Origin of the sequence: Streptomyces sp. HM190 (assembly GCF_009857135.1) — a bacterium.
GTDB lineage: Bacteria > Actinomycetota > Actinomycetes > Streptomycetales > Streptomycetaceae > Streptomyces > Streptomyces heilongjiangensis.
In genome coordinates this window covers 5130119-5142554 of record NZ_CP047318.1, presented here as the reverse complement: position 1 = coordinate 5142554, position 12436 = coordinate 5130119, and the positions used below count along the sequence as shown (strand labels likewise).

The window sequence follows — 12436 nt, the reverse complement described above, 5'->3', positions numbered from 1 at the left end:
ATCAGACCGCCCTCATCAGCAGGGTCGCGGCGATGAGGATCGCAGCGCCGCCGAACATCGAGACCGCGTACGACCGGGCATAGCCGTTCTGGATGCGGCGCAGCCGCCCGGAGAGGCCGCCCATGCCGGCCGCGGTGCCGTTGACGACACCGTCGACCAGGGTGTGGTCGACGTAGACCAGGGATCGGGTGAGGTGCTCTCCGCCGCGCACGAGGACCACGTGGTTGAAGTCGTCCTGGTAGAGGTCGCGGCGGGCGGCCCGGGTGAGCAGCGATCCGCGCGGGGCGACGACCGGGACGGGGCGGCGCCCGTACTGGAGCCAGGCGAGACCGACGCCGAGGACCATCACGGCGACCGTGGAGGCGGTGACCGCCGCGGCGCCGATCGGCGGGTTCCCGTGCGCGTGGCCGGTGACGGGCTCCAGCCAGTGGATGAACCGGTCGCCGATGCTGAAGAACGCGCCCGCGAAGACCGATCCGACGGCCAGCACGATCATCGGGACCGTCATGACCTTGGGCGACTCGTGCGGGTGGGGTTCGCCCTGGGCGCCGTGGTGTTCGGCGGCGGGCTCCACGTCCGGCTCCGCGGGGGAGGCGGACGGCTGGTTGCGCCAGCGCTCCTCGCCGAAGAACGTCATCAGCATCACGCGGGTCATGTAGAACGCGGTGATGGCCGCGCCCAGCAGGGCCACGCCGCCGAGGATCCAGCCCTCGGTGCCGCCCTTGGCGAACGCCGCCTCGATGATCTTGTCCTTGGAGAAGAAGCCGGACAGGCCGGGGAAGCCGATGATGGCGAGGTAGCCGAGGCCGAACGTGATGAAGGTGATCGGCATGTACTTGCGGAGGCCGCCGTACTTGCGCATGTCGACCTCGTCGTTCATGCCGTGCATGACCGAACCGGCGCCGAGGAACAGCCCGGCCTTGAAGAAGCCGTGCGTCACCAGGTGCATGATCGCGAAGACGTAGCCGATGGGGCCGAGGCCGGCGGCGAGCACCATGTAGCCGATCTGCGACATGGTCGAACCGGCGAGCGCCTTCTTGATGTCGTCCTTCGCGCAACCGACGATCGCACCGAACAGCAGCGTGACCGCGCCGACCACGGTGGTCACCAGCTGGGCGTCCGGGGCGGCGTTGAAGATGTCGGCGGAGCGGACGATCAGGTAGACGCCGGCGGTCACCATGGTCGCGGCGTGGATGAGGGCCGAGACCGGGGTCGGGCCCTCCATCGCGTCCCCGAGCCAGGACTGCAGCGGCACCTGGGCGGACTTGCCGCAGGCGGCGAGCAGCAGCATCAGGGCGATGGCGGTGAGCTTGCCCTCGGTCGCCTCACCGGTGGCCTCCAGGACCGGCCCGAAGGCGAACGTCCCGAAGGTGGTGAACATCAGCATGATGGCGATGGAAAGGCCCACGTCACCGACGCGGTTGACCAGGAAGGCCTTCTTCGCGGCGGTGGCGGCGCTCGGCTTGTGCTGCCAGAAGCCGATGAGGAGGTAGGAGGCGAGACCGACGCCCTCCCAGCCGACGTACAGCAGCAGGTAGTTGTCGGCGAGGACGAGCAGCAGCATCGCCGCGAGGAACAGGTTCAGATAGCCGAAGAAACGGCGGCGGCGCTCGTCGTGCTCCATGTATCCGATGGAGTACACGTGGATGAGCGAGCCGACTCCGGTGATCAGCAGCACGAACGTCATCGACAGCTGGTCGAGCTGGAAGGCGACGTCCGCCTGGAAGCCCCCGACGGGGATCCAGCTGAACAGGAACTGGTGCATCGCGCGGTTCTCGGGGTCCTTGCCGAGCATGTCGGCGAAGAGGACGACACCGACGACGAACGAGGCGGCGGCGAGGACGGTGCCGATCCAGTGGCCGACGGCGTCGAGGCGCCGGCCGCCGCACAACAGGACCGCGGCTCCGAGCAGGGGCGCCGCGATCAGCAGCGCAATCAGGTTCTCCACGATTCTTCCGACCCCTTACAGCTTCATCAGGCTGGCGTCGTCGACCGAGGCCGAGTGGCGGGAACGGAACAGCGACACGATGATCGCGAGTCCGACCACGACCTCCGCGGCGGCGACGACCATCGTGAAGAAGGCGATGATCTGGCCGTCGAGATTGCCGTGCATACGGGAGAACGCGACGAGGGCGAGGTTGCAGGCGTTGAGCATCAGCTCCACGCACATGAACACCACGATCGCGTTCCGCCTGATCAGGACGCCGGTGGCGCCGATCGTGAACAGCAGGGCGGCGAGATACAGGTAGTTGACGGGATTCACTTCGATGCCTCCCCGCTCTTGCCGCTGTTGGTGCGCTCCAGGCGGTCCTCGGCGCGCTGCTCCAGGGCCTTGAGGTCGTTCAGCGCCTCGGTCGACACGTCGCGGACCTGACCGCGGTCCCGCAGCGTCTTGCTGACGGTCAGGTCGGACGGGGTGCCGTCCGGCAGCAGGCCCGCGATGTCGACCGCGTTGTGCCGGGCGTAGACGCCGGGGGCCGGCAGCGGCGGGAGGTGCTTGCCCTCGCGGACGCGCTGCTCGGACAGTTCGCGCTGGGTCTTGGCGCGCTCGGTGCGCTCGCGGTGGGTGAGCACCATCGCGCCGACGGCGGCCGTGATCAGCAGGGCGCCGGTGAGCTCGAAGGCGAACACGTACTGGGTGAAGATGAGGGCGGCGAGGCCCTCCACGTTGCCCCCGGAGTTCGCCTGGCCGAGGCCGTTGAACTCGGTGAGCGACGCGTTGCCGATGCCCGCGACGAGCAGGATGCCGAAGCCGAGGCCGCACAGCAGGGCCAGCCAGCGCTGGCCCTTGATGGTCTCCTTCAGGGAGTCCGCCGCGGTGACGCCGACGAGCATCACCACGAACAGGAACAGCATCATGATCGCGCCGGTGTAGACGACGATCTGCACGATGCCCAGGAAGTAGGCGCCGTTGGCGAGGTAGAACACCGCCAGGACGATCATGGTGCCGGCCAGGCAGAGCGCGCTGTGCACGGCCTTCTTCATGAAGACGGTGCACAGGGCGCCGATCACGGCGACGGTGCCGAGCACCCAGAACTGGAAGGCCTCACCGGTGGAGGTGGTGTAGGCGGCGAGGTGGTGCGTCATCGGCCGACCGCCTTCTCCGACGCGGGCTCGTCCTCACCGGAGGTGGAGGCGCCCTCCTGCGGCACCTCGCCCTTGGAGAGGGCGACCTGCCGCTCGGTGCCCGGCGCGGCCTCGGTGACCAGGCCCCGGTAGTAGTCCTGCTCGTCGGTGCCCGGGTAGATAGCGTGCGGCGTGTCGACCATGCCGTCGTCGAGCCCGGCGAGCAGCTGCTCCTTGGTGTAGATGAGGTTCGCGCGGCTGGAGTCGGCCAGCTCGAACTCGTTGGTCATCGTGAGCGCGCGGGTGGGGCACGCCTCGATGCACAGGCCGCACAGGATGCAGCGGGCGTAGTTGATCTGGTAGACGCGGCCGTACCGCTCGCCCGGCGAGTAGCGCTCCTCGTCCGTGTTGTCCGCGCCCTCCACGTAGATCGCGTCGGCGGGACAGGCCCAGGCGCACAGCTCGCAGCCCACGCACTTCTCCAGGCCGTCCGGATGGCGGTTGAGCTGGTGCCGGCCGTGGAACCGCGGAGCGGTGGTCTTCTCCTGCTCCGGGTACTGCTCGGTCAGCCGCTTCTTGAACATGGCCTTGAAGGTCACGCCGAAGCCGGCGACGGGGTTCTGGAAACCCGGCTTGGTCTCCTTGGGCTCATCAGCCATCGGACGCCTCCCTCCCATTCGAAGATCCGTCACTTTCAGTATCGGACCCACCACTGACAATCAGCTCCCGTTCGCGGCGCGGGCGCCTGCGCGGCACCGGCGGGAGGATCTGTCCGGGCAGGGGCGGTACGGGGAATCCGCCGGCCATCGGGTCGAAGGCGGCCGGTTCGGCGGGCTGGTCCCGGCTCTCTCGCCTGTCGCGGAAGATGTCCGCGACGAACGACAGCAGGAACAGCACGACGACGGCACCGGCGACGTACAGCGCGATCTGGGCGAAGTCGTAGTTCTCGTTGCGCAGGGTCCGCACGGTCGCGACCAGCATCAGCCAGACCACGGAGACCGGCAGCAGGACCTTCCAGCCGAGCTTCATCAGCTGGTCGTAGCGGACGCGCGGGAGTGTGCCGCGCAGCCAGATGAAGAAGAACAGCAGCAGCTGCACCTTCACCACGAACCAGAGCATCGGCCACCAGCCGTGGTTGGCGCCCTCCCAGAAGGTGCTGACGGGCCACGGGGCCCGCCACCCGCCGAGGAAGAGGGTCACCGACACCGCCGAGACCGTCACCATGTTCACGTACTCGGCGAGCATGAACATCGCGAACTTGATCGACGAGTACTCGGTGTTGAAGCCGCCGACCAGGTCGCCCTCGGACTCCGGCATGTCGAACGGGGCGCGGTTGGTCTCCCCGACCATGGTCACGATGTAGATCACGAACGAGACCGGCAGCAGCACGATGTACCAGCGGTCCTGCTGGGCCTCCACGATCGCCGACGTCGACATCGACCCGGAGTAGAGGAACACCGAGGCGAACGCGGCGCCCATGGCGATCTCGTAGGAGATCATCTGCGCGCAGGAGCGCAGGCCGCCCAGCAGCGGGTAGGTCGAGCCGGAGCTCCAGCCCGCCAGGACGATGCCGTAGATGCCGACGGACGCGACCGCGAGGATGTAGAGCATCGCGATCGGCAGGTCGGTGAGCTGCATCGTGGTGCGCTGGCCGAAGATCGAGATCTCGTTGTTCGCGGGGCCGAAGGGGATCACCGCGATCGCCATGAAGGCCGGGATGGCCGCGACGATCGGCGCGAGGACGTAGACCACCTTGTCCGCGCGTTTGACGATGACGTCTTCCTTGAGCATCAGCTTGATGCCGTCGGCGAGCGACTGGAGCATGCCCCAGGGGCCGTGCCGGTTGGGGCCGATGCGCAGCTGCATCCAGGCGACGACCTTGCGTTCCCACACGATGGAGAACAGCACGGTGATCATCAGGAAGGCGAAGCAGAACACCGCCTTGATGACGACCAGCCACCAGGGGTCGCGGCCGAACATCGAGAGGTCCTCAGCGGCGAGGTAGTACGCGCTCATGCCTCCACCTCCTCGGGGGCCTCGGCGGCGGGCGTGGCGGGGCCGATACGGACGAGTGCGCCGGGCTGCGCCCCGGTGTCGGAGGCGACGCCCGAGCCTGCGGAGTTCAGCGGCAGCCAGACGACACGGTCGGGCATGTCGGTGACCTGCAGCGGGAGCGCGACGACGCCCCCGGGTCCGGTGACCGCCAGCAGGTCACCGTTCTTGACGCCGGACTCGGCGGCCGTCGCGGCGGACACGCGCGCGTGCGCGGCGTGCCGGGTGCCGGCGAGCGCCTCGTCGCCGTCCTGGAGACGCCCCTGGTCCAGCAGCAACCGGTGTCCGGCCAGGACGGCCTCCCCGGCGGCGGGCCGCGGCAGCCCGGCGGCGATCTCCACGGGTTCGGTGGCCCGCGGACCGTCCCAGGCCCCGAGCCGGTCCAGCTCCGCGCGCGTGGTGCGCAGGTCGGGCAGTCCGAGGTGGACGTCCATGGCGTCGGCGAGCATCTGCAGCACCCGCCCGTCGGTGGGTGCCAGTCGGCGGGTCATCTGGTCGGGCTTGAGCGCGGCCTCGAACGGCCGGACCCTGCCCTCCCAGTTGATGAAGCTGCCCGCCTTCTCGGCGACCGCGGCGACCGGGAGGACGACGTCGGCGTGGTCGGTGACCTCGCTGGGCCGCAGTTCCAGGGAGACCAGGAAGCCCACCGCGGACAGCGCCTCACGCGCGCGTGCCGGTTCGGGCAGGTCGGCGACCTCGACCCCGGCCACCACCAGGGCCCCGAGCTCTCCGGTGGCGGCGGCCTCGACGATCTGTCCGGTGTCGCGGCCGTAGCGCAGCGGGAGCTGGGCGACGCCCCAGGCGGCGGCGATCTCCTCCCGCGCGCGGGGGTCGGTGGCCGGGCGTCCGCCCGGCAGCAGCGACGGCAGCGCGCCGGCCTCGATCGCGCCGCGCTCCCCGGCCCGGCGGGGGATCCACGCCAGCCGGGCGCCGGTGAGGGCGGCGGCCCGTACGGCGGCGGTGAGTCCGCCCGCCACCCCGGCGAGCCGCTCGCCGACGACGATGACGGCGCCCTCGGTGCGCAGCGCCGCGGCGGCCTCGGTGCCGTCGCCTTCGAGTCCGGCGCCGCTCGCGAGGGCGTCCAGCCACTCGGTCTCGGTGCCGGGCGCGGCGGGCAGCAGGGTGCCGCCGGCCTTCTCCAGGCCGCGGGTGGCGTGCGTGGCGATCGAGAACACCCGCATCTTGCGCTTGCGCCAGGCCTTGCGGAGGCGCAGGAAGACGCCGGGTGCCTCCTCCTCGGCCTCGAACCCGACGAGGAGGACGGCGGGCGCCTTCTCCAGGGCGGCGTACGTGACGCCCTTGCCGTCGAAGTCGTGGCCGCGGGCGGCGACCCGGGCGGCCAGGAAGTCGGCCTCCTCGCCGCTGTGCACGCGCGCGCGGAAGTCGATGTCGTTGGTGTCGAGCGCCACGCGCGCGAACTTGCTGTACGCGTAGGCGTCCTCGACGGTGAGCCGGCCGCCGGTCAGGACGCCGGCCCTGCCGCGCGCGGCGAGCAGTCCCCGGGCGGCGGCCTCCAGGGCCTCCGGCCAGGACGCCGGTTCCAGAACGCCCTCCTCGTTGCGGACGAGGGGGGTGGTGAGCCGGTCGGGGCGCTGCGCGTAGCGGAACGCGAAGCGTCCCTTGTCGCAGATCCACTCCTCGTTGACCTGGGGGTCGTCGGCGGCGAGCCGCCGCATGACCTTGCCGCGGCGGTGGTCGGTGCGGGTGGCGCAGCCGCCGGAGCAGTGCTCGCACACGGACGGCGAGGAGACGAGGTCGAAGGGCCGGGAGCGGAACCGGTACGCCGCCGAGGTCAGCGCGCCCACGGGGCAGATCTGGATGGTGTTGCCGGAGAAGTACGACTCGAACGGATCGCCCTCGCCGGTGCCCACCTGCTGGAGCGCGCCCCGCTCCAGCAGTTCGATCATGGGGTCGCCGGCGACCTGGTTGGAGAAGCGGGTGCAGCGGGCGCACAGCACGCACCGTTCGCGGTCGAGGAGCACCTGCGCGGAGATCGGTACGGGCTTCTCGTAGGTGCGCTTGCGGCCCTCGAAGCGGGACTCGGACTGGCCGTGCGACATGGCCTGGTTCTGCAGGGGGCACTCGCCGCCCTTGTCGCAGACGGGGCAGTCCAGGGGGTGGTTGATGAGCAGGAGCTCCATCACCCCCTTCTGGGCCTTCTCGGCGACCGGGGAGGTGAGTTGAGTCCGGACGACCATCCCGTCCGTACAGGTGATCGTGCAGGACGCCATGGGCTTGCGCTGGCCCTCGACCTCGACGATGCACTGGCGGCAGGCGCCGGCCGGGTCGAGGAGGGGGTGGTCGCAGAAGCGGGGGATCTCGATGCCGAGCTGTTCGGCGGCCCGGATGACCAGGGTGCCCTTGGGCACGCTGATGTCGACGCCGTCGATGGTCAGCGAGACGAGATCTTCCGGCGGGACCGCCGCCTCGCCGCCCCCGGAGGGAGCGCTTGTCGTCACGGTCATGCGTTCACCTCCGCGTGCTTGTCCTTGTCCGCCCAGGCGGTCGACTTGGCCGGGTCGAAGGGGCAGCCCCGGCCCGTGATGTGGTCCTCGTACTCCTCGCGGAAGTACTTCAGGGAGGAGAAGATCGGTGAGGCGGCGCCGTCGCCGAGGGCGCAGAACGACTTGCCGTTGATGTTGTCGGCGATGTCGTTGAGCTTGTCGAGGTCGCTCATGACGCCCTTGCCCGCCTCGATGTCGCGCAGCAGCTGGACGAGCCAGTACGTGCCCTCGCGGCAGGGGGTGCACTTGCCGCAGGACTCGTGGGCGTAGAACTCGGTCCAGCGGGTGACGGCCCGGACGACGCAGGTGGTCTCGTCGAAGCACTGGAGCGCCTTCGTGCCGAGCATCGAACCCGCGGCGCCCACTCCTTCGTAGTCCAGGGGGACGTCGAGGTGCTCGTCGGTGAACATCGGGGTCGAGGAGCCGCCCGGTGTCCAGAACTTGAGGCGGTGGCCGGGCCGCATGCCGCCGCTCATCTCCAGCAGCTGGCGCAGGGTGACGCCGAGCGGGGCCTCGTACTGGCCGGGGCTGGCGACGTGGCCGCTGAGCGAGTAGAGCGTGAAGCCGGGGGACTTCTCGCTGCCCATCGACCGGAACCATTCCTTGCCCCGGTGCAGGATGGCGGGAACCGACGCGATCGACTCGACGTTGTTCACGACAGTGGGACAGGCGTAGAGGCCTTCCACCGCAGGGAAGGGAGGACGTAGTCGCGGTTGGCCGCGGCGGCCTTCGAGCGAGTCGAGCAGCGCGGTCTCCTCACCGCAGATGTACGCGCCGGCGCCCGCGTGCACGGTGATGTCGAGGTCGAGTCCGCTGCCCAGGATGTTCTCGCCGAGGAAGCCCGCCTCGTACGCCTCACGGACGGCCTCGTGCAACCGCCGCAGGACGGGGACGACTTCACCCCGCAGATAGATGAAGGCGTGCGACGACCGGATGGCGTAGCACGCGATGATCATGCCCTCGATGAGGCTGTGCGGGTTCGCGAAGAGGAGCGGGATGTCCTTGCAGGTTCCGGGCTCCGACTCGTCGGCGTTGACAACGAGATAGTGCGGTTTTCCGTCCCCCTGCGGAATGAACTGCCATTTCATTCCGGTGGGGAAGCCCGCGCCGCCGCGGCCGCGCAGGCCGGATTCCTTGACGTACGCGATGAGGTCGTCCGGCGTCATGGCGAGCGCCTTGCGGAGTCCCTCGTAGCCGTCGTGGCGTCGGTAGACGTCCAGGGTCCAGGACCTGTCCTCGTCCCAGAAGGCCGACAGTACGGGTGCGAGCAGCTTCTCGGGGCTGGTGCCCTTGATCTCGGGTGCCAACGTCATCACTCCCCCTCCTCGGCGGTGGGCCCCGCAGGGTGGGCCGGGTCGGAGGCCGAGGTCTCCTGCGGCGCGTCGTGCGAGCTGAGGTGCTCGCCCGGTGACGGCTCGTGCGCCGCGTCCTGCGGCTCGTCGTGCGGGCCGCCGTCGCGCGGGTGCACCACGCGCGCGGTCGCGGTCTCCCCCTTGGCCAGGCGGAGGCCCACCAGGGACGCGGGTCCGGCGCCGCCGCTCGCCTCGACGGCCCCGGGCCGCTCGTCGGGGAAGCCGGCGAGGATGCGCGCGGTCTCCTTGAAGGTGCACAGCGGCGCCCCGCGCGTGGGCTCGACCTGTGCGCCCGCCCGCAGGTCGTCCACGAGCCGCTTGGCGCTGTCGACGGTCTGGTTGTCGAAGAACTCCCAGTTGACCATCACGACCGGCGCGAAGTCGCAGGCCGCGTTGCACTCGATGTGCTCCAGGGTGACCTTGCCGTCGTCGGTGGTCTCGCCGTTGCCGACGCCGAGGTGGTCCTGGAGCGCCTCGAAGATCGCGTCGCCGCCCATCACCGCGCACAGGGTGTTGGTGCAGACGCCGACCTGGTAGTCACCGCTCGGCCGGCGGCGGTACATGGTGTAGAAGGTGGCGACCGCGGTGACCTCGGCCGTGGTCAGGCCGAGCACCTCGGCGCAGAACCGCATGCCGGTGCGGGTGACGTGGCCCTCCTCGGACTGCACGAGGTGCAGCAGCGGCAGCAGCGCGGAGCGGGAGTCGGGGTAGCGGGCGATGACCTCGGCCGCGTCCCGCTCCAGCCGGGCTCGAACGTCGTCCGGGTAGTCGGGCGCGGGCAGCTGGGGCATGCCCAGGCTGACTCCCTCGGGGGTGGTGGTCACCGGTCGACGCCTCCCATCACGGGGTCGATGGACGCGACGGCGACGATGACGTCGGCGACCTGGCCGCCCTCGCACATCGCCGCCATGGTCTGCAGGTTGGTGAAGGACGGGTCGCGGAAGTGGACCCGGAAGGGGCGGGTGCCTCCGTCGGACACGGCGTGCACCCCGAGTTCGCCCTTGGGTGACTCGACCGCCGCGTACGCCTGTCCCGGCGGGACGCGGAAGCCCTCGGTCACCAGCTTGAAGTGGTGGATCAGGGCCTCCATGGAGGTGCCCATGATCTTCTTGATGTGGTCCAGGGAGTTGCCGAGGCCGTCCGGTCCGAGGGCGAGCTGCGCGGGCCAGGCGATCTTCTTGTCCTCGACCATGACCGGTCCGGGCTGCAGCCGGTCCAGGCACTGCTCGACGATCCTGAGCGACTGGCGCATCTCCTCCAGCCTGATCAGGAAGCGTCCGTAGGAGTCGCAGGTGTCGGCGGTCGGGACGTCGAAGTCGTACGTCTCGTAGCCGCAGTACGGCTGGGCCTTGCGCAGGTCGTGCGGGAGGCCGGCGGAGCGCAGGATCGGGCCGGTGGCGCCGAGGGCCATGCAGCCGGCCAGGTCGAGGTAACCGACGTCCTGCATACGGGCCTTGAAGATGGGGTTCCCGGTGGCGAGCTTGTCGTACTCGGGGAGGTTCTTCTTCATCTTCTTCACGAACTCGCGGATCTGGTCCACCGCGCCGGGCGGCAGGTCCTGGGCGAGTCCGCCGGGCCGGATGTACGCGTGGTTCATGCGCAGGCCGGTGATGAGCTCGTAGATGTCGAGAATGAGTTCACGATCACGGAAGCCGTAGATCATGATCGTGGTGGCGCCCAGTTCCATGCCGCCGGTGGCGATGCACACCAGGTGGGAGGAGAGCCGGTTCAGCTCCATCAGGAGCACGCGGATGACCGAGGCGCGGTCGGGGACCTGGTCCTCGATGCCGAGGAGTTTCTCGACCGCGAGGCAGTACGCCGTCTCGTTGAAGAACGGCGTCAGGTAGTCCATGCGCGTCACGAACGTGGTGCCCTGCGTCCACGTGCGGTATTCGAGGTTCTTCTCGATGCCGGTGTGGAGGTAGCCGATGCCGCAGCGGGCCTCGGTGACGGTCTCGCCGTCGATCTCCAGGATGAGCCGGAGCACCCCGTGGGTGGAGGGGTGCTGGGGGCCCATGTTGACGATGATGCGCTCGTCGTCGGACCTGGCCGCGGTCTCGGCGACCTCGTCCCAGTCGCCGCCGGTGACCGTGTAGACGGTGCCCTCGGTGGTCTCGCGCGCCGAGGCGGCGGACTCCGCCGATGCGTGCTGCGTGCTCATGAGTACGACCTCCGCTGGTCCGGAGCCGGGATCTGGGCGCCCTTGTACTCGACGGGGATGCCGCCGAGGGGATAGTCCTTGCGCTGCGGGAAGCCCTGCCAGTCGTCCGGCATCATGATCCGCGTCAGCGCGGGGTGGCCGTCGAAGACGATGCCGTAGAAGTCGTACGCCTCGCGCTCGTGCCAGTCGTTCGTCGGGTAGACGGCGACGAGCGACGGGATGTGCGGGTCGGCGTCGGGGGCGGAGACCTCCAGGCGGATCAGCCGGTTGTGGGTGATCGAGCGCAGGTGGTAGACGGCGTGCAGTTCGCGGCCCTTGTCGCCGGGGTAGTGGACGCCGCTGACGCCCGTGCACAGTTCGAAGCGGAGGGCCGGGTCGTCGCGGAGGGTGCGGGCGACGGTCGTCAGGTACTCGCGCTCGATGTGGAGGGTGAGCTCACCGCGGTCGACGACGGTCCTGTCGATCACGTTCTCCGGGACGAGGCCCTGTTCCTCCAGGGCGCCCTCCAGTTCGTCGGCGACCTCGTCGAACCAGCCGCCGTAGGGGCGGGTGGCCGGGCCGGGGAGCCGGATGGAGCGGACCAGGCCGCCGTAGCCGGAGGTGTCGCCGCCCTTGTCGGCGCCGAACATGCCGCGCTGGACGCGGATCTCCTCGCCGCCGTCGCCGCGCTGGCCGGGGAGGTTGGAGGCGGAGAGGTCCTTCTCGGGGTTGGGTCCGCCGTTGCCGTTCGCGGCGCTCATCGCAGCAGCCCCTTCATCTCGATGGTGGGGAGCGCCTTGAGCGCGGCTTCCTCGGCCTCGCGGGCCGCTTCCTCCGCGTTCACGCCGAGCTTGGACGTCTGGATCTTCTGGTGGAGCTTGAGGATCGCGTCCATCAGCATCTCGGGCCGCGGCGGGCAGCCGGGGAGATAGATGTCGACGGGGACGATGTGGTCGACGCCCTGGACGATCGCGTAGTTGTTGAACATGCCGCCGGACGACGCGCAGACCCCCATGGAGATCACCCACTTCGGGTTCGGCATCTGGTCGTAGACCTGCCGCAGCACCGGCGCCATCTTCTGGCTCACCCGGCCGGCCACGATCATCAGGTCGGCCTGGCGCGGCGAACCGCGGAACACCTCCATGCCGAAGCGCGCCAGGTCGTAGCGGCCGGCGCCCGTGGTCATCATCTCGATGGCGCAGCAGGCGAGGCCGAAGGTGGCGGGGAAGACGGACGCCTTGCGTACCCAGCCCGCGGCCTGCTCGACGGTGGTCAGCAGGAAACCGCTCGGCAGTTTTTCTTCGAGTCCCATGGTCTTAAAG

General features: G+C 69.9%; 11 protein-coding genes. All 11 read right to left on the bottom strand.

Annotated features, from left to right (window positions below):
• Position 1: 1 nt before the first annotated feature.
• The 11 genes from nuoL to GSY65_RS21910 are packed head-to-tail and all read right to left on the bottom strand — an operon-like array spanning position 2 to position 12426.
• On the bottom strand, positions 2-1948 hold the full coding sequence (gene nuoL, locus GSY65_RS21960; protein WP_159771502.1) for an NADH-quinone oxidoreductase subunit L: 1947 nt from the start codon (positions 1946-1948) through the stop codon (positions 2-4).
• Between the two features lie 15 nt (positions 1949-1963).
• Positions 1964-2263, bottom strand: coding sequence for an NADH-quinone oxidoreductase subunit NuoK (nuoK, locus tag GSY65_RS21955; protein WP_009310327.1), 300 nt, complete (start codon positions 2261-2263; stop codon positions 1964-1966).
• The gene (locus GSY65_RS21950) at positions 2260-3087 is read right to left on the bottom strand and encodes an NADH-quinone oxidoreductase subunit J (RefSeq protein ID WP_159771499.1); all 828 of its coding nucleotides are present in this window, start codon (positions 3085-3087) and stop codon (positions 2260-2262) included. Before GSY65_RS21950 ends, nuoK begins: the two co-directional genes overlap by 4 nt.
• Entirely contained in the window at positions 3084-3725 is a 642-nt protein-coding gene (gene nuoI / locus GSY65_RS21945) for an NADH-quinone oxidoreductase subunit NuoI (RefSeq protein ID WP_159771496.1), read from the bottom strand. Before nuoI ends, GSY65_RS21950 begins: the two co-directional genes overlap by 4 nt.
• Positions 3718-5082, bottom strand: coding sequence for an NADH-quinone oxidoreductase subunit NuoH (gene nuoH, locus GSY65_RS21940; protein ID WP_159771493.1), 1365 nt, complete (start codon positions 5080-5082; stop codon positions 3718-3720). Before nuoH ends, nuoI begins: the two co-directional genes overlap by 8 nt.
• Positions 5079-7583: an NADH-quinone oxidoreductase subunit G gene (locus tag GSY65_RS21935; protein ID WP_159771490.1), complete on the bottom strand. Its 2505-nt coding sequence runs from the start codon at positions 7581-7583 to the stop codon at positions 5079-5081. Before GSY65_RS21935 ends, nuoH begins: the two co-directional genes overlap by 4 nt.
• Positions 7580-8935, bottom strand: coding sequence for an NADH-quinone oxidoreductase subunit NuoF (nuoF, locus tag GSY65_RS21930; RefSeq protein WP_159771487.1), 1356 nt, complete (start codon positions 8933-8935; stop codon positions 7580-7582). Before nuoF ends, GSY65_RS21935 begins: the two co-directional genes overlap by 4 nt.
• Positions 8935-9765, bottom strand: a complete 831-nt coding sequence (gene nuoE / locus GSY65_RS21925; protein ID WP_159776248.1) for an NADH-quinone oxidoreductase subunit NuoE — start codon at positions 9763-9765, stop codon at positions 8935-8937. Before nuoE ends, nuoF begins: the two co-directional genes overlap by 1 nt.
• Positions 9766-9794: 29 nt before the next feature.
• Entirely contained in the window at positions 9795-11135 is a 1341-nt protein-coding gene (locus GSY65_RS21920; RefSeq protein WP_159771484.1) for an NADH-quinone oxidoreductase subunit D, read from the bottom strand.
• Positions 11132-11875 (bottom strand): NADH-quinone oxidoreductase subunit C, encoded by a 744-nt coding sequence (locus tag GSY65_RS21915; protein WP_159771481.1) that lies wholly within the window; start codon positions 11873-11875, stop codon positions 11132-11134. The genes GSY65_RS21920 and GSY65_RS21915 overlap by 4 nt, the downstream gene beginning before the upstream one ends.
• The gene (locus tag GSY65_RS21910) at positions 11872-12426 is read right to left on the bottom strand and encodes a NuoB/complex I 20 kDa subunit family protein (protein ID WP_003998928.1); all 555 of its coding nucleotides are present in this window, start codon (positions 12424-12426) and stop codon (positions 11872-11874) included. The genes GSY65_RS21915 and GSY65_RS21910 overlap by 4 nt, the downstream gene beginning before the upstream one ends.
• Positions 12427-12436: the final 10 nt, after the last annotated feature.